Below are 21,775 nucleotides of genomic sequence, written 5' to 3'. Positions count from 1 at the left end.
TCGATCACGCCGCCGTGCCGTCCGCCCGCCGGGTGAGCGGGCGGGTCCACCTCGCGGCGGACGCCGTCACCCGCCCGGCCGGACCACCCCGTTCTCGTACGCGAACACCACTGCCTGCACCCGGTCGCGCAGGCCGAGCTTGGCCAGTACCCGACTCACGTGCGTCTTCACCGTCGCCTCGCCCAGGTGGATGGCCGCGGCGATCTCCGCGTTGCTCGACCCGGCGGCGAGCAGCATCAGCACCTCCCGCTCGCGCGGGGTCAGCCCGGCCAGCGCGGCATCGGCCTCGGGGCCCCGGTGGGCGGTGCCCGCCGGGTCGCCGGGTCGGGCGAAGGTGGAGATCACCCGGCGGGTGATCTCGGGTGCGAGCAGACCGTCGCCCCTGGCCAGCACCCGGATGGCCTCGATCAGCTCCTCCGGCGTGCCGTTCTTGAGCAGGAAGCCGCTGGCCCCGGCCCGCAGCGCCGCGAACAGGTAGTCGTCGCGGTCGAAGGTGGTGAGGATCAGCACCGCTGGCGCCCCGGGGCCGTCGGCGACGATCTGCCGGGTGGCCTCCAGGCCGTCCATCCCGGGCATCTCCACATCCATGAGTACGACATCGGGGCGGGTGGCTCGGGTCATGGTGACGGCCCGTTCGCCGTCGGCGGCCTCACCGACGACCTCGATGTCGTCCTCCACCTCCAGGATGACCCGGAAGCCGGTACGCACAAGGTGCTGGTCGTCGGCGAGCAGCACCCGCACCGTCGGCCCGGCGTCACGCGCCTGCTGGCCTGCCGCGCTCATGCCGACGGCTCCGCGCCGGCTGCCGCCTGCTGCCTGTCGCTCGGCTCCCGCTGTGGGCCCACCGGTCGGTCCGGCGACGCCGCCAGGGGGAAGCGGGCGCGTACCCGCCAGCCGCCGCCGGCCCGTGGCCCGGCCTCCAGGTCGCCGTCGTGGGCGGTGACCCGTTCGCGCATGCCGATCAGGCCCAGTCCGTCGGTGTCGGCCCGCCCGCCGCCCCGCCCGTCGTCGGTCACGTCGACCTCCACCTCCCGGGCCAGGTACCGGACCCGCACGTCGAGCAGGGCCGCCTCGGCGTGCTTCAACGTGTTGGTCACCGCCTCCTGCGTCACCCGGTAAGCCGTCTGGGAGACCGATTCGGGCAACGCGACCGGGTCGCCGTACACCCCGAGGGTGGCCGTCAGCCCGGCGGCCCGAGCCCGCTCGACCAGCTCGTCGATCCGTTCGACGCCACCGGCCCGCGGTGTCGCGGCGTCGGTGCCGGTGGAGGTCCGCAGCACGCCGAGCATCCGACGCAGCTCGTCGACGGCGGTGCGGGCGCTCTGCTCGATGGCGGTCAGCGCGGTGCGGGCCTTACCCGGGTCGCGGTCGAACACCCGGCGGCAGGCGGATGCCTGCACGCCCATCACCGACACGTGGTGGGCGACCACGTCGTGCAGCTCGCGGGCGATCCGGACCCGTTCCCCGAGGACCGCCCGCTCCCGGGCCTCGGCCTGCGACCGGCGCAGGTCCTCGGCCTGGGCGCGCAGCTCGTGCTCGCGGCGCGCGGCCACCCACGCGGTCTCGCCGAAGAAGTACCCGAAACCGAAGACCAGTACGTTGAGCAGCACGCCGGTGACCATCGCGGCGAGCACCGGTGGCACCGGTCCGACCGCGTCGGCGAAGGCATCCGCCGGGATGTGGTCGATCATCACCGCGTAGTAGACACCGAGCCAGGCGAACATCGTGGCGATCACGCCGATCCGCAGCCGGCGGGACAGGTGGCGGTCCTGCCCCCACGCGCCGACGGTGTAGAGGGCGCAGAACAGGGCCCACGAGGAGAACTGGGTCTCCGGGGCCGAGCGGGCCTGGGCGGCGATGAACGCCACCGCGACGACCAGCAGGGTCGCGGTCGGCCAGCGTCGTCGCCAGATCAGCGGGAGGGTCACCGCGACGGTCCAGAACAGCTGCTCCGGCCCGGACGGCGGGGGGCCCAGGAGGAACGCGCCGGTGCTGCGGGCCAGGGTCAGACTGACCAACGCCAGCCCGGTCATCCCCAGGCCGATCCAGAGGTCGTTTCGGCGCTGCTCCGCCGTCGGACCCGGACGACGCCATTCCTCTCTCGGTGCCACGCTCATCCAGGAACGATGCCACGCCGTCCACCAGGCCCGTCGACCGGGCGGGCTCGTGCCGGTCCGGTCGCGTCGACGGGCGACGGCCCGGCGCGGGGTACGCGCCGGGCCGCCGTCTCTGGTGTCAATCACGTGGTCGTCTGAGCGCGGGTCTTCCGGGCCGTGTCGATCAGGTCCCAGACCACGACCCCGGCCGCGCCCACAGCGATGGCCAGGCCGAGGCCTTCCCGGTTCTCGGCGTCCGCCACCCAGCTCAGGCGCTCGGCCAGGGCCGGGTTGAGCAGTCGGTCGGAGAGCGCGAGCCAGGCCAGCGGCACCGCGAACGCCAGGTCGAGCAGCACCTTCGTGCCGAACAGGGCCCAGGTCCAGCGGTCCATCCGGTACTTCACGACCTCGAAGACCACACTGAGTGCCAGCACGCCGATGAGCGCCGGCAGCCAGAACGACCACAGAGCCGGGTCGAGGATCGCGATGTTCTCGCCGTCGGTGTCGCTCACCCAGGAGTGGTAGTGCTGAAGCGGCAGGTACGCGATGGTCAGCACCAACATGATCACGGATGCGATGGTGTCGGCGAGGGGGATGCCTCGTCGTACCGGCGCGTCGGGCAACTGGTCGACGGTCCACTCCGGCAGGTCCACGGCCGTCTGGGTGCGCTCGATGATGGCGAAGGTCACTGTGAGCCAGAAGGCGATCTGCACCGCCACCTGTATTGCCGCGACGATGCCGGGCCCGATGGCGCCGAAACCCTTTCCTTCCGCCGCCTCGACCACCGTGACGATCGTGCCGACGAGCGCCGGGATGAAGCTGAGCAGCAGCTTCAGCAGCCGCAGCCAGAGCAGGTAGTAGGTCGGGCCGATGAGCTGCAACCGGCGGTCGGCGTACCGGGCGGCCAGCACGTCGGGGTTGCCCAGCTCGGTGAGCACCTCCCGCTCGGCGGTGGTGGCGTCCTGCCCGCCATCGGTCCGGCCCTCGATCATGTCGTCGATGGAGGCCCGCAGCTCGTTGGCGATCTCGTCGCGGCGCTGGGCGGGCACCGATCGCAGGGTGGCGGCGAGGTAGCGGTCGGTCAGGGTGTTCATCGTTCCACTCCTTGGATCAGCCCGGTGATGGAGGTCTGCACGGCGGCGAGGTCGTCGAGGAGCCGGTTCAGCATCGACTCGCCCTCGTCGCTGGTCCGGTAGAACTTGCGCGGTCGGCTCTCTTCGGTGTTCCACTCGCTGGTCAGCAGCCCCTGGTCCTCCAGGCGGCGCAGCAGCGGGTAGAGGGTGTTGGCGTCGACCGGGAAGCCGTGGTCGCTGAGCCGTTGCAGCAGTGCGTAGCCGTAGTCCGGTCGGCGCAGCGCGACCAGGCTGGCCACCACGACGGTGCCTCGACGCAACTCCTGTAGGTGCGTCCGTAGAACGTCCTCGCTAACCATGTGTCACACCATACTGTGTGGCACACAGTGTTGTCTACGCCGATATCATCGTGTCTGTTGGAGGTGTCGGCCGCGACTCGCGACCCCGCGCGGTGCCGGGGGCGGAGGCTCTTCGCTTCCCTTTGCTCTGCACCCGCGGATGCGCCAGGGCGGCGCCGCGGGTGGGTGCGGCGGGGTGGTGTGCATATACGGCAGCAGAGCAAAGGGAAGCGCGCACGGCAGTGGCCCGGCGCTCGGAGGACGCCAGGCCGGGTGATCTAACTGGTGACGCGCTCGCCGCGTCGGGCGCCCTACTCGAAGCGGGAGACGTCCCCGGCTCCCCGGCGCAGGACCTCCGGCTCGGGCCCGGACAGGTCGATCACGCTCGTCGGCTCGCTGCCGCAGTCGCCCGCGTCGAGCACCGCGTCGAGCTGGTGGTCGAGCCGTTCCTTGATCTCCCAGCCCTGGGTCATCGGCTCGTCGTCGCCGGGCAGGACCAGGGTGCTGGACACCAGCGGTTCGGCCAACTCGGCCAGCAGCGCCTGGGTGACTGTGTGCCGGGGGACCCGCACGCCGACGGTCCGCTTCTTCGGGTGCAGCATCCGGCGGGGCACCTCACGGGTGGCCGGCAGGATGAAGGTGTAGCTGCCCGGGGTGGACGCCTTCACCAGGCGGAAGACCGCGTTGCTGATCTGGACGAACTGACCGAGCTGCGCGAAGTCGTGGCAGACCAGCGTGAAGTGGTGCCGGTCGTCGAGATGCCGGATCTGCCGGATCCGGTCCAGCCCGTCCTGGTTGCCCAGTTGGGTGCCGAGCGCGTAGCAGGAGTCCGTCGGATAGGCGACCAGCCCACCACCGCGGATCAGGTCGGCGACCTGGCCGATGACCCGGGGCTGTGGGTTCTCCGGGTGCACGTCGTAGTACCTCGCCATCCTCCGAGACTAGGCGCACGCGGGGAGGATCAGGAGACGAGGGCCACCCTCGGCGCGGACGGTGGAGCCGCCGAGATCACCTCGGTAGGGTAGGTCCCGGTCGGCTCCGACCAACAAGATCCACACCGCCGGGGGGCGCCACGCATGGCTGATTCGTTCGCGCATCTGCACGTGCACACCGAGTACTCGATGCTCGACGGAGCGGCCCGACTGAAGGACCTGTTCGCCGAGGCCAAGCGGCTGGGCATGTCCGCCGTGGCGATCACCGACCACGGCAACATGCACGGTGCGAACGACTTCTACAACCAGGCGATGGCCGCCGGGGTGACCCCGATCCTGGGCGTCGAGGCGTACGTGGCGCCGGAGTCGCGCTACCACAAGGCGCGGGTCAAGTGGGGTCGCCCGGAGCAGAAGAGCGACGACATCTCGGGTAACGGCGCGATCACCCACAAGACCATGTGGGCGAAGGACGCGAAGGGCCTGAAGAACCTCTTCACCCTCAACTCGCGCGCCTCCATGGAGGGGCACTACGTCAAGTGGCCCCGGATGGACATGGAGCTGATCGCCGAGCACGCCGAGGGGATCATGGCCACCACCGGCTGCCCGTCCGGCGCGGTGCAGACCCGGCTGCGGCTGGGCCAGTTCGACGAGGCACTCAAGGTCGCCGCCAGCTACCAGGACATCTTCGGTAAGGACAACTACTTCCTGGAGATCATGGATCACGGCCTCTCCATCGAGAGCCGGGTCCGCGAGGGGCTCACCGAGATCGCCCGCAAGCTGGACATCCCGCCGGTGGTCACGAACGACTCCCACTACACCCACGAGGCGCAGGCCACCGCCCACGACGTGCTGCTCTGCGTGCAGACCGGCAGCAACATCGACGACCCCAACCGGTTCCGGTTCGAGGGTGGCGGCTACTTCATCAAGAGCGCCGACCAGATGCGCGCTGTGGACTCGTCCGAGCTGTGGCAGGAGGGCTGCCGCAACACCCTGCTGGTCGCCGAGAAGGTCGACCCGAAGGGCATGTTCGAGTTCCACAACCTGATGCCGCGCTTCCCGGTGCCCGAGGGGGAGACCGAGGAGTCCTGGTTCCGCAAGGAGACCTTCGCCGGCCTGGGTCGCCGCTACCCGAACGGCATCCCCGAGGGGCACGTCGTCCAGGCGGAGTACGAGCTGGGCGTCATCAACCAGATGGGCTTCCCGTCCTACTTCCTGGTGGTCGCCGACTTCATCCAGTGGGCGAAGAACCAGGGCATCGCCGTGGGGCCGGGCCGTGGCTCGGCCGCCGGGTCGCTCGTCGCGTACGCGCTGGGCATCACCGACCTGGACCCGATCCAGCACGGCCTGATCTTCGAGCGGTTCCTCAACCCCGAGCGGGTCTCGATGCCGGATGTCGACATCGACTTCGACGAGCGTCGGCGCGGTGAGGTCATCAAGTACGTCACCGACAAGTGGGGCGAGGACAAGGTCGCCCAGATCGCCACCTTCGGCACGATCAAGGCGAAGGCCGCGATCAAGGACTCGGCTCGGGTCCTCGGTTTCCCGTACGCGGTCGGCGACCGGATCACCAAGGCGATGCCACCGGCGGTGATGGGCAAGGACATCCCGCTCACCGGCATCTTCGACAACAAGCACCCCCGCTACGCCGAGGCGGGCGAGATCCGCGGCCTGTACGACTCCGACCCGGACGTCCGCAAGGTGATCGACACGGCCAAGGGCATCGAGGGGCTGATCCGGCAGACCGGCGTGCACGCCGCCGGCGTCATCATGTCCGCCGAGCCGATCATCGAGCACATCCCGTTGACGCGCCGCGACGCCGACGGGGCGATCATCACGCAGTTCGACTACCCGACCTGCGAGTCGCTCGGGCTGCTGAAGATGGACTTCCTCGGCCTGCGCAACCTGACGATCATCGATGACGCGGTCAAGAACATCGAGCTGAACCACGGCCGCAAGCTCGACCTGCTGGGCCTGCCGCTGGACGACAAGGCCGCGTACGAGCTGCTGGCCCGGGGTGACACCCTGGGCGTGTTCCAGCTCGACGGCGGGCCGATGCGGTCACTGCTGCGGTTGATGAAGCCGGACAACTTCGAGGACATCTCCGCCGTCCTGGCCCTGTACCGACCCGGCCCGATGGGCGTCGACTCGCACACCAACTACGCGCTGCGCAAGAACGGCCTCCAGGAGATCACGCCGATCCACCCGGAGCTGGAGGAGCCGCTGCGGGAGATCCTGGCGCCCACCCACGGCCTGATCGTCTACCAGGAGCAGGTGCAGCGCGCCGCGCAGATCCTCGCCGGCTACACCCTCGGTCAGGCGGACCTGCTGCGTCGGGCCATGGGTAAGAAGAAGAAGGAGATCCTCGACAAGGAGTTCATCCCGTTCCGGGACGGCTGCCGCGAGCGCGGCTACTCCGACGAGGCGATCCAGGCGGTGTGGGACGTCCTGGTGCCGTTCGCCGGGTACGCCTTCAACAAGGCGCACTCCGCCGCGTACGGCCTGGTCTCCTACTGGACCGCGTACCTCAAGGCGCACTACCCGGCCGAGTACATGGCCGGGTTGCTGACCAGCGTCGGCGACGACAAGGACAAGATGGCGCTCTACCTGGCCGAGTGTCGCCGGATGCGCATCCAGGTGCTGCCGCCGGACGTGAACACCTCGGCCGGGCCGTTCACCCCGGTCGGCAAGGACATCCGCTTCGGCCTGGCCGCCGTCCGCAACGTCGGGGCGAACGTGGTCGCCTCGATCATGCGCTGCCGGGAGGAGAAGGGCGAGTACGCCGACTTCTACGACTTCCTGTCCAAGGTGGACGCGGTGGTCTGCAACAAGAAGACGATCGAATCGCTGATCAAGGCGGGTGCGTTCGACTCCCTCGACCATCCCCGCAAGGGCCTGCTCGCGGTGCATGCCGACGCGATCGACGCGTACGCCGACGTCAAGCGCAAGGAGGCCGTCGGCCAGTACGACCTGTTCGGCGCCGGGTTCGGTGACGCCGACACCGGCAGCACCACTGTGATGCCGACCATCGGCGACAGTGAGTGGGACAAGCGCGACAAGCTGGCCTTCGAGCGGGAGATGCTCGGCCTGTACGTCTCCGACCACCCGCTGTTCGGTCTGGAGCACATCCTCAACGCGGCAGCCGACACCACCATCGCCTCCCTGGCCGAAGAGGGCGGGGTGCCCGACGGGGCGGTCGTCACCCTCGCCGGCATCCTCTCCGGGGTGCAGCGCCGGGTCACCAAGCAGGGCCGTGCCTGGGCGTCGGCCACCCTGGAGGACCTGGCCGGTGGGGTGGAGGCGCTGTTCTTCCCCAACACCTACGAGGTGATCGGGCAGTACATCGCCGAGGACGCCATCGTGGTGGTCAAGGGTCGGGTGGACCGCCGCGACGACACCCCACGGATCATGGCGATGGACATGTCCATGCCGGACGTCAGCACCAGCGCCACGAACAAGCCGGTCACCCTCACCATCCCGGTGCACCGCTGCACACCACCGCTGGTGGAGAAACTCAAGGAAACCCTGGTGCTGCACCCCGGCGACACCGAGGTGCACGTCAAACTCCAGAACGGCGGGCGCACCACCACCCTGCGGCTGGGTCCGTTCCGGGTGGCGGCGACGACCGCGCTGATGGGTGACCTGAAGAGCGTCCTCGGCCCGGCCAACGTGAGCTGAGCCGCATCGGTCCGGCCGGCCTGCGCCGGCCGGACCGCCGGGCTCAGACCCGCTCGGGGGCGCTGATCTCCCGCAGTTGGCCGTCGGCCAACCGCAACCAACGCTGCACGCCGATCTCGGCGAGGAACCGTTCGTCGTGGCTGACCACCACGAACGCCCCCTGGTACGCCGACAGCGCGCTCTCCAGCTGACCCACGCTGACCAGGTCCAGGTTGTTTGTCGGCTCGTCGAGCAGCAGCAGTTGCGGCGCCGGCTCGGCGCAGAGCACACAGGCGAGGGTGGCGCGCAGTCGTTCACCGCCGGAGAGCACCCCGACCGGCAGGTTGACCCGGGCCCCCCGGAACAGGAACCGGGCGAGCAGGTTCATCCGCTTGGCGTCCGGCAGGCTCGGCGCGTACGCGGCGAAGTTCTCCGCCACCGTGCGGTCGAGGTCCAGCAGGTCCAGCCGCTGCGACAGGTACGCGATCCGTCCCTCGCCGCGCTTCAGCTCACCGCCGGACGGTTGCAGGTCACCGTTGACCAGGCGCAGCAGGGTCGACTTGCCGACGCCGTTCGCCCCGGTCAGCGCGATCCGTTCCGGTCCCCGGATCACCAGGTCGGCGCCGTCGCCGCCGAACAACTCCCGGTCGTCGAAGTGGGCCCGCATCCCCTGGCCGGAGAAGACGGTGCGCCCGCCCGGGACTGTGGTGTCCGGCAGGTCCACGACGATCCGGTCCTCGTCGCGTACCGCCCGGCCCGCCTCGTCGAGTCGGGCCTTGGCCTGACCGAGCCGGGACGAGTGCGTTTCCTGCGCCTTGCCCGCCGACTCCTGCGCGCTGCGCTTGAGCCCACCGGCGACGATCCGGGCCAGGCCGGCGTTCTTCAGGTTCTTCGAGGCGTTGCTGGCCCGCCGGTCGGCCCGTTCGCGGGCCTGCTGCATCTCCCGCTTCTCCCGCTTCACCTCCTGCTCGGCGTTGCGCAGGTTGCTCTCGGCCACCTCCCGCGCCGCCTGCACCGCCTCCGTGTACGCGGTGAAGTTGCCCCCGTACCAACGGATCTCGCCCTGGTCCAGCTCGGCGATGCGGTCCATCCGGTCCAGCAGTTCCCGGTCGTGGCTGACCAGCAGCAGGCACCCGGACCACTCGGTGAGGACGTCGTAGAGCTTGTGCCGGGCCTCCAGGTCCAGGTTGTTCGTCGGCTCGTCGAGCAGCAGCACGTCCGGGCGGCGCAGCAGTTGCGCCGCCAGACCGAGGGAGACCACCTGGCCGCCGCTGAGGGTGTGCAGCCGGCGGTCGAGCGACAGCTCACCCAGGCCGAGGCGGTCCAGCTCCGAGCGGGTGCGCTCCTCGATGTCCCAGTCGTCGCCGATGGTGGCGAAGTGCTCCTCGGCGGCGTCGCCGGCCTCGATGGCGTGCAGCGCGGCGATCCGCTCGGCGACGCCCAGCACCTGCGCCACGCTCAGGTCGCCGACCAGCGGCAACGTCTGCGGGAGGTAGCCGAGCACACCGTCGACGGTGACGCTGCCGCCGCTGGGCGGCAACTCCCCGGCGATCAGCCGCAGCAGGGTGCTCTTTCCGGCGCCGTTGGGCGCGACCAGGCCGGTGCGACCGCCCGGGACGGTGAAGGACAGCTCCGAGAAGACCGGGGTGTCATCCGGCCAGGAGAAGGAAAGGTTCGAGCAGACAATGAACGCATCAGACATGCGAGTGACCTCGAAGGGTGGGGTGGGCGCGCCTCAGCCGCCCGACGACAACGGGAACCGGTGGAACGACGACATGGCCCCGGCGGCTGCGCCGAACGCGCGCCGAACCGATGGCCGAACACATCCGGTCTCACCCGGAGATGTCGTCGTCACCCGCCATGTCTGGTCTCCCTGGTCGTGTCACTAGCCCAACTCCGCCGAGTCTAACAACGGATCTTCAGTCCGCCAGCACAATAGGGCGCAGCGCTCGGTGTTCCAGACGGCCCTGCTTCGACCGTCGATCTTGCACTTGTTGTTGCCTAAATGTCGCTATTGAGGTCAATGGTCCCGACAGAAAGTGCAAGATCGACGGATTGCTCAACGGGGTCGGTACTCGACCTCGGGGCGGCCGGGGGTGCCGTAGCGCGGGGTGCGGGCGGCCCGGTCCACGGTCACCAGATACTCCAGGTAGCGGCGGGCGGTCACCCGGGAGATGCCGGTCAGCGCGCTCACCTCGGTCGCGGACAGCCCGACCTCCGTGCGGGTGCCGTCGGTGAGCGCGGCGCGTACCCGATCGAGGGTCTGCGCGTCGAGCCCCTTGGGCAGGCTGTGCCCGGCGGTGCCGCGCAGGGTGGCGAACATCTGGTCCACCTCGTGCTGGGCGGCGACCTCACCGTCGGCGAGCGCCTGGGCGCGGTAGTCGGCGTACCGCTCCAGCTTGTCGCGGAACGCGGCGAACGTGAACGGCTTGAGCAGGTAGTGGGTCACCCCGAGGGACACCGCTGTGCGCACCACCGCCAGGTCCCGCGCGGACGTCACCGCGAGCACGTCGACGCTGCTGCCGGCCGCCCGCAGCGCCCGGCAGACGTCCAGGCCGTGCAGGTCGGGCAGCCGAAAATCCAGGAGTACGAGGTCCACGTCGCCGCCGTCGTTGGCGCGCAGGGCCGCCATCGCCGCCCGCGCGGTGTGCGCCACCCCGACCACCACGAAACCGGGAACCCGTTCGGTGTACGCGCTGTGCGCCTCCGCCAGCAGCGGCTCGTCCTCGACGACCAGTACCCGGATGGCGCTCATGACCGCCCAATTCTGCCCGGCAGCCGAACGGTGAACAGGCTGCCGCCGTCGTCGGAGCGACAGACCTCGGCGCTACCGCCGTGCCGGCGTACCACCTGGCCGACCAGCGCCAGGCCGAGACCCCGGCCGGTGCTCTTGGTGGACCAGCCGCGCCGGAACGCGTCGGCGACCCGCTCAGGTGCCAGACCGGGGCCGCTGTCGGCCACCCGAACCACCAGCTCGTCATCGGTCGCGCCGACGAAGACCCGCACCCGGCGCGGCGCCGGGGTGCCGGCCACCGCCTCCAGGGCGTTGTCGACCAGGTTGCCGACAACGGTGAGGAGATCTCCGGTCGGCAGCGGGCTGTCGTCGAGGCGGCAGTCCGGCTCGACGACCAGATCCACTCCGCGCTCGCCGGCCTGTGCGGACTTGCCGAGCAACAGCGCCGCCAACGCCGGCTCGGTCACCGCGCCGACCACCCGGTCGGTCAACTGTTGGGCGAGGGCCAGGTCCCGGGTGCCAAGCCGGACGGCCTCGTCGGCGCGACCCAGCTCCACCAGCGTCAGCACGGTGTGCAGCCGGTTGGCCGACTCGTGGGTCTGCGCCTGCAACGCCTCGGTCAGCGCGCGCACCGAATCCAGCTCGCTGGCCAGGGTGCGCAGCTCGGTCTGGTCGCGCAGGGTCAGCACGGTGCCGAGCGCCGCGCCCTCGAAGCGGGTGGTCCGCTGGTTGGCGACGAGCACCCGGTCACCGGCGACGATCGGCTCGTCGCGGGCGTCGCGGCCGGAGTCGAGCAGCTCGGCCGCCGCGGGCGGCAGGTCGATCCCGGCCACCGGCTGGTCGATGACTGGCGCGTCCGCGTCGAGCCCCAGCAGCCGGCGGCCCTCGTCGTTGACGAGCGCCACCCGACGATCGGTGGTGAGCACGACGAGACCTTCCCGCACCGAGTGCAGAACCGCGTCGTAGTACTCGTACATCCGGGTCATCTGGGCTGGCCCCAGACCGTGTGTCTGGCGGCGGAGCCGGCGGCTGAGCAGCCAGGAGCCCGTCGCGGCGAGGGCCAGAGCCGGCGTGACCACACCGAACAGCACCGGCAACTGGCCGAGCAGCTTCTTGTCGATGGCGCGGGTGGTGATGCCCACCGAGACCAGACCGACGAGGCGTCGCTGCTCGTCGTACACCGGAACGACCGCGCGCACCGACTCGCCGAGCGTCCCGACGTTGGTGGTGGTGAACGGGCGGCCTGCCAGGGCGGGCCCGATCTCGCCGACGAACGGCTCGCCGATCCGGTCCTTCGTCGGGTGCGAGAAACGGGTGCGGTCGGGGGCCATCACCACCACGAAGTCGGTGCCCGTGGCCTGCCTTGTCGATTCGGCGTACGGCTGGAGGACCTTCGCGGGGTCGACGGTCGTGAGGGCCTCGCGGACGTCCGGGGAGCCGGCCACGGTCTGCGCCACCGCGAGCACCTCCTCCTGCGCGGCCTGGCGGGAGTCGCTGCGGGCCAGCCAGACGGCGCCCGCCGCGCCGGCCAGCACGAGCAGCGTCACCACCATCGCCTGGAGGGCGAAGAGTTGCCCCGCGATGCTCCACTGGCGTCGGGCCACCTCCACCACCCTCCTCGTCGCGCCACCGTTTCCGCCGACGCGGTGAACAGAATGACCGCAAGGCTGTCAACGGGTGAGACGCGCTTCACATTGTCGACATGGACACCACCGCATCCGCCACCACCCCGGCACCGGCGGTCCGCCGGGACCGTACCCGTTACCTGTATCTGGCCGTCATCGTGGCCGTGGTCGCCGGCATCGTGGTCGGCCTGGTCGCCCCCGATTTCGGCAAGGAACTCAAGCCGATCGGCACCGGCTTCGTCAACCTGATCAAGATGATGATCAGCCCGGTCATCTTCTGCACCATCGTGCTCGGCGTCGGCTCCGTACGGCAGGCCGCGAAGGTCGGCAAGGTCGGCGGCCTGGCCCTCGGCTACTTCCTGACCATGTCGACGGTCGCGCTCGCCATCGGCCTGGTCGTCGGCAACCTCATCCACCCCGGTTCGGGCCTGAACCTCGGCCCGGACCTGGTCGGCTCCGGCAAGGCCGCCGCCGGTGACGAGGCCGCCGGTACGGCCGACTTCCTGCTCGGGATCATCCCGACGACGCTGCTCTCCTCGCTCACCGAGGGCAAGGTGCTCCAGACGCTGCTGGTCGCCCTGCTGGTCGGCTTCGCCGTTCAGGCCATGGGGCGGCGGGGTGAGCCGGTGCTCAGTGCCATCACCGTCATCCAGCGGGTCGTCTTCAAGGTCCTTGCCATGATCATGTGGCTGGCACCGATCGGCGCGTTCGGCGCGATGGCCGCCGTGGTCGGCGCGACCGGCGTGGACGCCCTCAAGAGCCTCGCCCAGATCATGGTGGGCTTCTACGCCACCTGTCTGATCTTCGTGTTGGTGTTCCTGGGCGCGCTGCTGTGGTTCGTGGCCCGGATCTCGATCTTCTCGCTGCTGCGTTACCTGGGCCGGGAGTTCCTGCTGATCCTGTCGACCTCGTCGTCGGAGTCGGCACTGCCGCGGCTGATCGCCAAGATGGAGCACTTCGGTGTGAGCAAGCCGGTCGTCGGCATCACGGTGCCGACCGGCTACTCGTTCAACCTGGACGGTACGGCGATCTACCTGACCATGGCGTCGCTGTTCATCGCCGACGCGCTGGGCAAGCCGTTGGCCATCGGCGAGCAGATCTCGCTGCTGCTGTTCATGATCATCGCGTCGAAGGGTGCCGCCGGTGTCACCGGCGCCGGGCTGGCCACGCTGGCCGGCGGCCTCCAGTCGCACCGCCCGGACCTCGTCGACGGGGTCGGGCTGATCGTCGGCATCGACCGGTTCATGTCGGAGGCTCGGGCGCTGACCAACTTCGCCGGCAACGCGGTGGCGACGGTACTGGTGGGAACCTGGACCGGCGAGTTCGACCGGGAGCGGGCGACCGCGGTGCTGAGCGGCAACGACCCGTTCGACGAGGCCACCATGGTCGACGAGCACGACGACGAGGCGGCGTCCCGCCCCGACGAGAAGGAGGCCACGCCCGCCGGAGCCCCGGCCTGAGTCGAGGCCTGGACCCGGGCTCGCGGCGGCGCAGCGCCACCCCACCCACCTCAGCCCCGGTGATCAAGAGGTTTGCGTCACGACACCCCGGGATGGGTGACGCAAACCTCTTGATCAACCGGGGCTGAGGTGGGTGGGGTGGGCGTGCGCGGTGGGCTAGGGGGCGGTGGTTCTCTTGCAGGGGACGCCGATGCCGACGTTGACGCGGTCGGTCTGGCCGTTCGACGTCACGATGAGCGGTACGCAGGCGGCCTGCGCGACCCAGGTGCCGCCGACGAAGGCCATCCACTGAGCCTGCCCACCCTCCGGTGCGCAGGCGTGCAGGGTGACGGCCGCCGCGGGCGTGCCGGTGCCGCCCCAGCCGAGCCGTGCCTTGTCCTGCCAGCCCGGTGCCACCCGCAGGTCGACGACCGTGCCGGCGCGGACGACGAGCCCCCACTTGGCGAACAGTCGTGCCGCCGGATCGGCCTCCCCGGAAGTCTCGGCCGACATCACGGGGGCGTCGGGCACCGCCACGTCTTCGCCCACCAACCGGTAGCCCGCCGGCGGTGCTGGCAGCGTGTCGACCGATGTCGTGCAGGGTGGCCCACCACCACTGGCGTCCGTCGACGGCGCCGCACCGGTGGCCGGCGGGGTGGCGTGCCGGCGCGAGTCACCCGCGGGCGTGCAGGCGGCCAGGGCCACCACCAGGCTCAGGAAGCCCCACCAGGCGACCGGCCTGGTTCGGCTGCCCGGCTTGGGGTCCGGAAGGGCCGGGGCACGCGGGGGCCGGGTCGCACCGGCATGGGCACTCATCAGACATTCATAGCTGGTCGCCGGACCCGGCGCGGTCCTGGCCGGCAGGGGTCGCCGCCCATCTGACCACCGCATCCGGGGCGCGAACTCGAAGTAGCGGGCCAACTCAGCGCTGACGGCTGGCGTCGCGATGGTTACGGTCGTGAATGCCGAGGTTTCCCGACCGTTCGAGGAGTGATCGCATGCCCGCCTCTCCGTCCCGGCTCTTCGCCGAGATAGCGACGGCCGAACCACCCGCCGAGACCAGAGTGGTCATGCGACGGGCGGTGGTGCTCGGTGGCAGCATGGCCGGGTTGCTGGCGGCCCGGGTGCTGAGCGACCACGCCGAGGAAGTGCTGATCATCGAACGGGATCCGTCCGATGTCGACGCCGGTCCACGGCCGGGCGTGCCCCAGGGCAGCCAGGTCCACGCGCTGCTGCCCGCCGGTCAGGTCCAGTTGGAGCGCTGGTTTCCCGGCATCGCCGACGAGGCGCTCGCGCTCGGCGCCCCGCCACCACCGAACGACCCGGGCACGGCGAAGGTCTTCGTGAACGGCATGTTGGGTCTGCCGCCCGCGGCGACCGGCACCGGGCCGGCGCTGATCACCACGCGTCCGTTCCTGGAGGCGTTGGTCCGCCGACGCACCCTCGCCATCGACAACATCCGCATGGTGTTTGGCCGGGCGGAGGGTCTGCTCTTCGACGAGCGGCGGGTCAATGGCGCCCGGTACGTGCCCGAGGGCGGCACCGAGCCCGTCGTCGAAGCGGCGGACCTGGTGGTCGACGCGATGGGGCGGTCCAGCCGGTTGAGCGACTGGCTGGCCGAGCACGGGTGGCCGCGCCCGCCGCTGCACCGCATGCCGATCAAGCTGAACTACGCCACGGCGCTCTTCAAGCGCGACGAGGAGGTCAGCGACGCCTGGGTGGCGGTCTTCCACACCATGGCGGGCAAGGGGCGTACCGCCCGGATCGGTGGGATCAACTCGGTCGAGGGGGACCGCTGGATCATGCTGGTGGCCGGCTACGACGGGGACCGGCCCAGCCGTGACGTCGCCGACTTCACCGCCCGTTGCCGGGAGCACTACCCGCAGATGTTCGGCGACATCGCCGAAAACGGGGAGATGCTCGGCGGGGTGGTCACGTACCACCAGGCGGACAGCCGACGCCGAGACTTCCACAAGCTCGACCGTCTGCCCGCCGGGTTGGTGGCCGCCGGCGACGCGGTCGCCTCCTTCAACCCGGTGTACGGCCAGGGCATGACCTCCGCGACGCTGCACGCCTCCTGCCTGTCGAAGTACCTGCGCTCCGGCCCCAGGCCGCACGACGAGCCCGCGCGGGCGTACTTCGACCAGGTCCGCGTGGTGGTCGACGCCGCCTGGCAGATCTCCACCACCGCCGACATCGAGCTGCCGCACGTCGACGGGCCGTACCCGCCCGGCTACAAGGTCACCAAGTGGTTCGGGGACCTGCTCTTCCGGGCGTCGCTGACCGACCCGGTGCTCAACGCCCGGCTGGGCCGGGTCACCACCATGCTCGACCACCCGGCCGCCCTGAGCCGCCCCGGCACCCTGTTCCGGGCCCTCCGGCTCGGCCTGCTCGGCGGCTCCCGACGGTGATTCGTCCCCAAACCCGCCGTCGGTCGCGAGGCGCGGTGAAGAATGGTGGGCCGGGGAGAGGTGCCGCGACGAACCGGGGGAGCGGTAGTGCTCGCAACCAGCCTCCTTGGCCGGCTTCGCCGCCGTGACCCGGGTGACGCCGTCCTGCGGCGGGCGGTCCGGCTGACGCTCGTCGCGTCCGTCGTCTTCTACGGCTGCCGGTACGGCGCGGGCAGCTCGACGCTCGCCACGTACGGGTTGTTCGGCACGATCGCCGCCGGGTCGTTCGCGCAGCTCCCTGGTCCGGCGCCGCAACGGGCGCGGATCCTCGTGCTGTCGCTGCCGGTGGTGTGGGCGCTGATCGCGGCGGGCTCGCTGTTGGCGTGGAGCACCTGGGCGGCCGCCGGTGGCATGCTGGTCGTCGGGTTCGTGGTGGCGTTCGCCGGGGTCGGCAACCCGCGCCTGGTGGGGTTGGCCAGCGCGTTTCAGCTCTTCTACATCCTGGCGTCGTTCCCGCCGTACCAACCGGACACCCTGCCGGAGCGACTCGGTGGGGTGACCCTCGCCGTCGTGCTGCTCGCCGTGGCCGAGGTGTTCCTCTGGCCCGACCCGGTGCCGGTCTCCTACCGGCAGCGCCTGGCCGAGGCGGCCGACGGCATCGCCGCCTTCCTCGACGCCACCGCCGAGCGGCTGACCGACCCGCACGCCGCCGTGGGCGACCGGAACCCGCGACGCGAGCGGGCGCACGACGTGGTGGCGGCGATCGCGCTGAACCGCAGCCCTCCGGCGTGGGCGCCCACCGCGGCGGGCGCTCAGGATCGGGCGTTGCGCATCTGCGGGGCAGCGTTACGGGAGGTGCTCGCCGACGCGGACCGGTTGGCGGCGGACGCCCCGCCGGAGCCGATCCCGGACCTGGCAGCGGCGCGTCTGCTGCGCTCGTGCGCGGACACCACCCGCGCGGCCGGCCGGAGCCTGTCGCCGGGTGCCCCGGCGGCGGCCCCGGCCGACCTGGACGTGGCGGTCGGACGGGCCGAGGCGGCGTACCCGGTGGGTTCCGGCCAGGTCCGCGACGCGCCGGACGTACCCCGGTTGTGCCGGGACGCGACGGCGCTGGCCCTCGCGGACCAGGTGCGGGTCTTCGTCGTCGGTTCCCGGGTGGCGACCGGGGCGCGGCCCGGCGGCGACGACGACTCCTCGGAGCTGTTCGCGTACGCCCGGCGCAGCCCGTGGACGCTGTACTGGTGGCAGTTCCGCTCACACCTGGCGCCGCGCTCGGCCCACCTGCACAGCTCGCTGCGGCTGGCCGTGGCGCTCGCCATCGCCCGGGTGGCCGCCGGGGTGTTGGAGCTGACCCACGGGTTCTGGGTGCTGCTGGCCACCCTCACGGTCCTGCGCACGTCCGCCGCCGACACCCGCACGGCGCTGCGACCGGCCGTGCTGGGGACCATCGTCGGTGCGGCCGTCAGCGGCGGGGTGATGCTCGTCGTCGACGAGCCGATCGTGTACGCCGTCGCCCTGCCGGTCACCCTGCTGCTGGCCTTCGGCGTCGGCCGGCTGCTCGGCCCGGTGTGGCAGCAGGCGCTGTTCACAGTGCTGCTGACAGTCGTCTTCGCCCAGCTCAGCCCGGAGGGTTGGCGGCTCGCCGAGGCACGCCTCGTCGACGTGCTGCTCGGCGCGGTGATCGGCGTGCTCGCCGGGGTGGCGATCTGGCCGCGCGGCGCGGGCCACGACCTGCGGCGCAACGCCACCCGCTACCTGGCGGCCAGCGCGGACGCTGTCGAACAGACGGTCCAGGCGATCCTCGGTGACGCTCCGCCGCCCGCGGGCGCCCTCGACCGGGTCCGTCGCCGGATGGTCCTCATCGACTCGTCGTACTGCCAGTACCACTCGGAGCGGCACGATCCGCACCGGCAACAGGTGAACTGGGACGCCGTGCTGAGCGCCGGGCACCACGTCGTGCCCGGGGCGGAGTCGCTGCTGCGGCGCAACCCGCCCGGCTGCCTCGCCGGTTGGCCCGGTGCGGCGACGCTCCTGCGAAACTCCGCCGGGCGCCTGCGATCGGCGTACGACGCCCTCGCCGATGACGTCGCCCACGGCCGGGCATCGGACCGGGAGCCCTTCTCGACCACCTGCGTCGACCAGTTGGACCGGATCCGTCCGCTCCTCGGCGGGGCCGACCATCAGTCGGTCCGGCACCTGGTGGAGGTCGACAGGTGGCTCGCCAGCCTCGCCGACAGTCTCGCCCGGATCCACCCGCCCGCCCGACGCCGATGAGCCGGCTCCCAGCCCGCCACCGGACGGGCCGCCGATCGCCGATTGGTAGTGCCCGTCGCGCGTCGTTCGGCCTAGCGTCGAGGGCATGGAGATCGAGCAGGCGCAGAAGCTGTGGGAGCCGGAACCGGGCTGGTTGAACACCGCCAGCTACGGGTTGCCGCCGGAGCCGGCGTGGGCGGCGTTGCAGGAGGCTCTAGCAGTCTGGCGGGTCGGTCGTACGTCGTGGGAGGGCTGGGGCGAGTCGACGAGCCGGGCTCGGGCAACCTTCGCCGGCCTTATCGGGGTGCCGGTCGCTGACGTGGCCGTCGGCGCGGCGGTGTCCCAGCTCCTCGCGCCGGTCGCGGCGGCGCTGCCGGCCGGTGCCACTGTGGTGGTCCCCGAGGTCGAGTTCACCTCGAATCTCTTCCCCTGGCTGGTGCAGGAGGAACGTGGCGTCAAGGTCCGCACGGTGCCGCTGGGGTCTCTGGTCGACGCCATCGACGCCGATACCGATCTGGTGGCGTTCAGCCTGGTGCAGTCGGCCGACGGGGCGGTCGCGCCGTACGACGAGATCGTGGCCGCGGCCCGCGCGCACGACGCGCTGGTGGCGGTGGACGCGACCCAGGCGTGCGGCTGGCTGCCGTTCGACGGCAGCCGGGCCGACGTGGTGGCGGTGGGCGGCTACAAGTGGCTGATGAATCCGCGCGGGACCGGGTACGCCTATCTGGCCCCCGGGTTGCGCGAGCGGCTGCGCCCCGACGCGGCCGGTTGGTACGCGGGCCGCGACCCGCACGCCTCCTACTACGGCCCGCCGCTGCGGCTGGCCGACGACGCCCGCCGGTTCGACATCTCACCGGCCTGGTTCAGCTGGGTCGGTGCGGCGCCCGCCCTGGAGGTGGTCGCCGAGATCGGCGTGCCGGCGATCGGGGCGCACAACGTGGCGTTGGCCAACCGGTTCCTGACCGGGCTGGGTCGGGAGCCGGGGGAGAGTGCCATCGTCAGCGTGGACGTGCCGGACGCGGAGCAGCGTCTGGCGGCGGCCGGTATCCGGGCGGCGGTGCGGGCCGGACGGGTCCGGGCCTCGTTCCACATCTACTCCACCGAGGCCGACGTGGACGCCGCGCTGACGGCGTTGACCGGCTGAACCTGGCACCGAGGACGGCCGGGCGTCAGGCCAGGTGGCCACCGATCTTCGTGTAGCCGCGCAGCAGGTCACGCGAGATGATCAGCCGCTGCATCTCGTCGGTGCCCTCGAAGATCCGGTAGAGCCGGACCTGCCGGTACCAGCGTTCGATCGGCAGCTCCCGGGTGTAGCCCATGCCGCCGTGGATCTGGAGCACCCGGTCGACCACCCGGTTGACCATGCCGGCGCCGTAGAGCTTGCCCATCGACGAGGCGTGCCGGGGGTCCAGGCCCGCGTCGACCGTCCACGCCGAGCGCAGCACCAGCCAGCGGGCCGCCTCCAGTTCCGTCTCGGAGTCGGCGATCATCCACTGGATGGCCTGGTTGGTGCCGATCTTCGTGCCGAAGGTTTCCCGGGTGTTGGCGTACTCGATGGCCATCTGCAACACCCGCTCGGCGATGCCGATGGCGTGCGACGGGATGGTGTAGCGCCCCTTGCCGATCCACTCCATGCCGAGCGTGAAGCCCTGCCCGATCTCACCGAGGATGTTGCGGTGCGGCACGCGTACGCCGTCGAAGATGAGTGACGCCGGCCCGCCCTCACCCATCGTCTGAATGAACTCCGAGCGCCAGCCCATCGACCGGTCCACCAGGAACGCGGTGGCGCCGCCGTTGCGGGCGCCCTTCTCCCGGTCGGTCACGGCGACCACGATGGCGAAGTCGGCGTCGTGACCGCCGGTGATGAAGGTCTTCTCGCCGTCGAGGATCCAGTCGTCGCCGTCCCGGCGGGCGGACAGCCGGATGTTGGCCGCGTCGGATCCGGCGCCCGGCTCGGTGATCGCGAAGCAGGAGCGTCGTTCGCCCTCGATGGTCGGGATGAGGAACTCCCGCTTCTGCTCCTCGGTGGCGTGGAACAGGATGTTGTCCGCCTCGCCGCCGAAGCGGAACGGCACGAACGTGCGGCCCAGCTCGGTCCAGATCAACGACTGGAGTACGGCTGGCAGATTCATCCCGCCGTACTCCTCCGGGGTGGCCAGGCCCCAGAAGCCGAACTTGCGCGCCTTGAGTTGCAGTTCGCGCACCTCGGAGTGGTCGAGGCCCGGTTGGTGCGCCCGTTCCCGGCGGAGCACCTCCGCTTCCAGGGGCATCACCTCACGGGTGATGAACGCGCGCACGGTGTCCCGGACGGCGCGTTCCTCGTCGGACAGTGCGAAGTCCACGGTTCCCCCTCGGTCGGCGTGGTGGTGCGCCGCCACGGGCCGTAGCGGTCCCTCATAAACTAGCGGTGTAAGTTTTCATTCGTCCAGACCCCTTCTCCGGCCGACGTGGTGACGCCCGCCCGCAGGCGGTCCCCGATAGGGTGCGTGAACAGGTGGTTCCCACGGGGAGGGACACCGCAGACCGAGGAGTTCTGACGTGCCCCGACCTCGACGGCCTCTGCTCACCCGCGACCGGATCGTCGAGACGGCGCTCGCGCTGATCGACGCCGACGGGCTCGACGCGCTCTCCACCCGCCGACTCGCCGCCGCGCTCGGCGTGCAGGGTCCCTCGCTCTACAACCACTTCGCCACCAAGGACGAGATCCTCGACGCGGTCGCCGACACGGTCACCGGTGCCGTCGACACCAGCGGCTTCGCCAGCCGGGACTGGCTCGCCGCGCTGCGGGACTGGGCGTGGTCGTACCGGCGGGCGCTCACCGCGCACCCGAACGTCGTGCCGTACCTGGCGCAGGGCCCGGGTCGTCGACCGGCGGCCCTCGCCATGGCGGACGCGGTCTACGGAGGGCTGGTCCGGGCCGGTTGGCCGCCGGCCCGGGCCACCCACATCGGCGCGGCGCTGCGGTACTTCGTGGCCGGGTCGGCGCTCGGCTCGTTCGCCCGCGGTTTCGTCGAGGACCCCGAGCTGTACGCGGCGCACTACCCGCACCTGCGACAGGCCCACCGGCTCGCCGAGCACCAGCAGAGCGTGGACGAGGGAGCCTTCGCCCTCGGCCTGGACGCCCTGCTGCACGGTCTGGCCGCCGAGTACACCCGCAGCGTCGACACGGTGGAGTCCGCCCGGCCCGACGGGTAACGTCCAAACTCCCAGCGCTAGTTTCATCGCCCGTCGCGACCCCATC

16 protein-coding genes are annotated in these 21,775 nt (G+C 71.2%); 6 read left to right on the top strand and 10 right to left on the bottom strand.

The genetic code is table 11. The annotated features are described in order from the left end of the window. Positions 1-66: 66 nt before the first annotated feature. The 5 genes from AB0B68_RS15280 to AB0B68_RS15260 all read right to left on the bottom strand — a co-directional run bounded on the left by AB0B68_RS15280 (position 67) and on the right by AB0B68_RS15260 (position 4,439). Positions 67-783 (bottom strand): response regulator transcription factor, encoded by a 717-nt coding sequence (locus AB0B68_RS15280; RefSeq protein WP_357204338.1) that lies wholly within the window; start codon positions 781-783, stop codon positions 67-69. Beyond that, on the bottom strand, positions 780-2,117 hold the full coding sequence (locus tag AB0B68_RS15275) for a sensor histidine kinase (RefSeq protein WP_357260400.1): 1,338 nt from the start codon (positions 2,115-2,117) through the stop codon (positions 780-782). The genes AB0B68_RS15280 and AB0B68_RS15275 overlap by 4 nt, the downstream gene beginning before the upstream one ends. A gap of 122 nt (positions 2,118-2,239) precedes the next feature. After that, positions 2,240-3,190: a permease prefix domain 1-containing protein gene (locus tag AB0B68_RS15270; protein WP_357260397.1), complete on the bottom strand. Its 951-nt coding sequence runs from the start codon at positions 3,188-3,190 to the stop codon at positions 2,240-2,242. Then, positions 3,187-3,528, bottom strand: coding sequence for a PadR family transcriptional regulator (locus AB0B68_RS15265; RefSeq protein WP_124862757.1), 342 nt, complete (start codon positions 3,526-3,528; stop codon positions 3,187-3,189). The genes AB0B68_RS15270 and AB0B68_RS15265 overlap by 4 nt, the downstream gene beginning before the upstream one ends. Positions 3,529-3,818: 290 nt before the next feature. Next, positions 3,819-4,439, bottom strand: a complete 621-nt coding sequence (locus AB0B68_RS15260) for an L-threonylcarbamoyladenylate synthase (RefSeq protein ID WP_355007286.1) — start codon at positions 4,437-4,439, stop codon at positions 3,819-3,821. A 144-nt stretch (positions 4,440-4,583) separates the two neighbouring features. Between AB0B68_RS15260 and dnaE the strand changes: the two genes are divergently transcribed. Continuing rightward, positions 4,584-8,114 (top strand): DNA polymerase III subunit alpha, encoded by a 3,531-nt coding sequence (gene dnaE / locus AB0B68_RS15255; protein WP_357206790.1) that lies wholly within the window; start codon positions 4,584-4,586, stop codon positions 8,112-8,114. Between the two features lie 43 nt (positions 8,115-8,157). Here dnaE and abc-f read toward each other — a convergent pair whose 3' ends face one another. The 3 genes from abc-f to AB0B68_RS15240 form a co-directional block, all read right to left on the bottom strand. After that, entirely contained in the window at positions 8,158-9,795 is a 1,638-nt protein-coding gene (abc-f, locus tag AB0B68_RS15250; RefSeq protein WP_357206788.1) for a ribosomal protection-like ABC-F family protein, read from the bottom strand. A 357-nt stretch (positions 9,796-10,152) separates the two neighbouring features. Next, positions 10,153-10,848 (bottom strand): response regulator, encoded by a 696-nt coding sequence (locus AB0B68_RS15245; RefSeq protein WP_355007291.1) that lies wholly within the window; start codon positions 10,846-10,848, stop codon positions 10,153-10,155. Continuing rightward, on the bottom strand, positions 10,845-12,431 hold the full coding sequence (locus AB0B68_RS15240) for a sensor histidine kinase (RefSeq protein WP_357260394.1): 1,587 nt from the start codon (positions 12,429-12,431) through the stop codon (positions 10,845-10,847). Before AB0B68_RS15240 ends, AB0B68_RS15245 begins: the two co-directional genes overlap by 4 nt. Positions 12,432-12,529: 98 nt before the next feature. Here AB0B68_RS15240 and AB0B68_RS15235 point away from each other — a divergent pair, with 98 nt between their 5' ends. Beyond that, positions 12,530-13,912, top strand: a complete 1,383-nt coding sequence (locus AB0B68_RS15235; RefSeq protein WP_357206784.1) for a cation:dicarboxylase symporter family transporter — start codon at positions 12,530-12,532, stop codon at positions 13,910-13,912. Between the two features lie 156 nt (positions 13,913-14,068). On the opposite strand, the gene AB0B68_RS15230 is transcribed toward AB0B68_RS15235, so the two are convergent. Next, positions 14,069-14,707 carry a hypothetical protein gene (locus AB0B68_RS15230; RefSeq protein WP_357260391.1) on the bottom strand — a complete coding sequence of 213 codons (639 nt, stop codon included), beginning with the start codon at positions 14,705-14,707 and terminating at the stop codon, positions 14,069-14,071. Between the two features lie 182 nt (positions 14,708-14,889). Here AB0B68_RS15230 and AB0B68_RS15225 point away from each other — a divergent pair, with 182 nt between their 5' ends. The 3 genes from AB0B68_RS15225 to AB0B68_RS15215 all read left to right on the top strand — a co-directional run bounded on the left by AB0B68_RS15225 (position 14,890) and on the right by AB0B68_RS15215 (position 19,678). Continuing rightward, positions 14,890-16,302 (top strand): FAD-dependent oxidoreductase, encoded by a 1,413-nt coding sequence (locus AB0B68_RS15225; protein ID WP_357260388.1) that lies wholly within the window; start codon positions 14,890-14,892, stop codon positions 16,300-16,302. Between the two features lie 87 nt (positions 16,303-16,389). Further along, complete coding sequence (locus tag AB0B68_RS15220; protein WP_357260385.1) at positions 16,390-18,555, top strand: FUSC family protein; 2,166 nt, start codon at positions 16,390-16,392, stop codon at positions 18,553-18,555. A gap of 85 nt (positions 18,556-18,640) precedes the next feature. Next, the gene (locus tag AB0B68_RS15215) at positions 18,641-19,678 is read left to right on the top strand and encodes an aminotransferase class V-fold PLP-dependent enzyme (protein WP_357260382.1); all 1,038 of its coding nucleotides are present in this window, start codon (positions 18,641-18,643) and stop codon (positions 19,676-19,678) included. Between the two features lie 25 nt (positions 19,679-19,703). Here AB0B68_RS15215 and AB0B68_RS15210 read toward each other — a convergent pair whose 3' ends face one another. After that, positions 19,704-20,876 carry an acyl-CoA dehydrogenase family protein gene (locus tag AB0B68_RS15210; protein WP_238670770.1) on the bottom strand — a complete coding sequence of 391 codons (1,173 nt, stop codon included), beginning with the start codon at positions 20,874-20,876 and terminating at the stop codon, positions 19,704-19,706. A gap of 196 nt (positions 20,877-21,072) precedes the next feature. On the opposite strand from AB0B68_RS15210, the gene AB0B68_RS15205 reads away from it, so the two are divergent. Then, complete coding sequence (locus AB0B68_RS15205) at positions 21,073-21,729, top strand: TetR/AcrR family transcriptional regulator C-terminal domain-containing protein (protein WP_357234854.1); 657 nt, start codon at positions 21,073-21,075, stop codon at positions 21,727-21,729. Positions 21,730-21,775: the final 46 nt, after the last annotated feature.

It is taken from the genome of Micromonospora sp. NPDC049049, assembly GCF_040649115.1.
Taxonomy (GTDB): Bacteria; Actinomycetota; Actinomycetes; order Mycobacteriales; family Micromonosporaceae; genus Micromonospora.
This window is presented reverse-complemented; position numbering and strand designations above follow the sequence as displayed.

Coding starts and splice junctions, on each gene's coding strand:
- AB0B68_RS15275 (WP_357260400.1), bottom strand. CDS start 2,117: ATGAGCGTGGCACCGAGAGAGGAATGGCGTCGTCCGGGTCCGACGGCG.
- AB0B68_RS15245 (WP_355007291.1), bottom strand. CDS start 10,848: ATGAGCGCCATCCGGGTACTGGTCGTCGAGGACGAGCCGCTGCTGGCG.
- AB0B68_RS15265 (WP_124862757.1), bottom strand. CDS start 3,528: ATGGTTAGCGAGGACGTTCTACGGACGCACCTACAGGAGTTGCGTCGA.
- AB0B68_RS15230 (WP_357260391.1), bottom strand. CDS start 14,707: ATGAGTGCCCATGCCGGTGCGACCCGGCCCCCGCGTGCCCCGGCCCTT.
- dnaE (WP_357206790.1), top strand. CDS start 4,584: ATGGCTGATTCGTTCGCGCATCTGCACGTGCACACCGAGTACTCGATG.
- AB0B68_RS15215 (WP_357260382.1), top strand. CDS start 18,641: ATGGAGATCGAGCAGGCGCAGAAGCTGTGGGAGCCGGAACCGGGCTGG.
- AB0B68_RS15260 (WP_355007286.1), bottom strand. CDS start 4,439: ATGGCGAGGTACTACGACGTGCACCCGGAGAACCCACAGCCCCGGGTC.
- AB0B68_RS15270 (WP_357260397.1), bottom strand. CDS start 3,190: ATGAACACCCTGACCGACCGCTACCTCGCCGCCACCCTGCGATCGGTG.
- AB0B68_RS15235 (WP_357206784.1), top strand. CDS start 12,530: ATGGACACCACCGCATCCGCCACCACCCCGGCACCGGCGGTCCGCCGG.
- AB0B68_RS15225 (WP_357260388.1), top strand. CDS start 14,890: ATGCCCGCCTCTCCGTCCCGGCTCTTCGCCGAGATAGCGACGGCCGAA.
- AB0B68_RS15280 (WP_357204338.1), bottom strand. CDS start 783: ATGAGCGCGGCAGGCCAGCAGGCGCGTGACGCCGGGCCGACGGTGCGG.
- abc-f (WP_357206788.1), bottom strand. CDS start 9,795: ATGTCTGATGCGTTCATTGTCTGCTCGAACCTTTCCTTCTCCTGGCCG.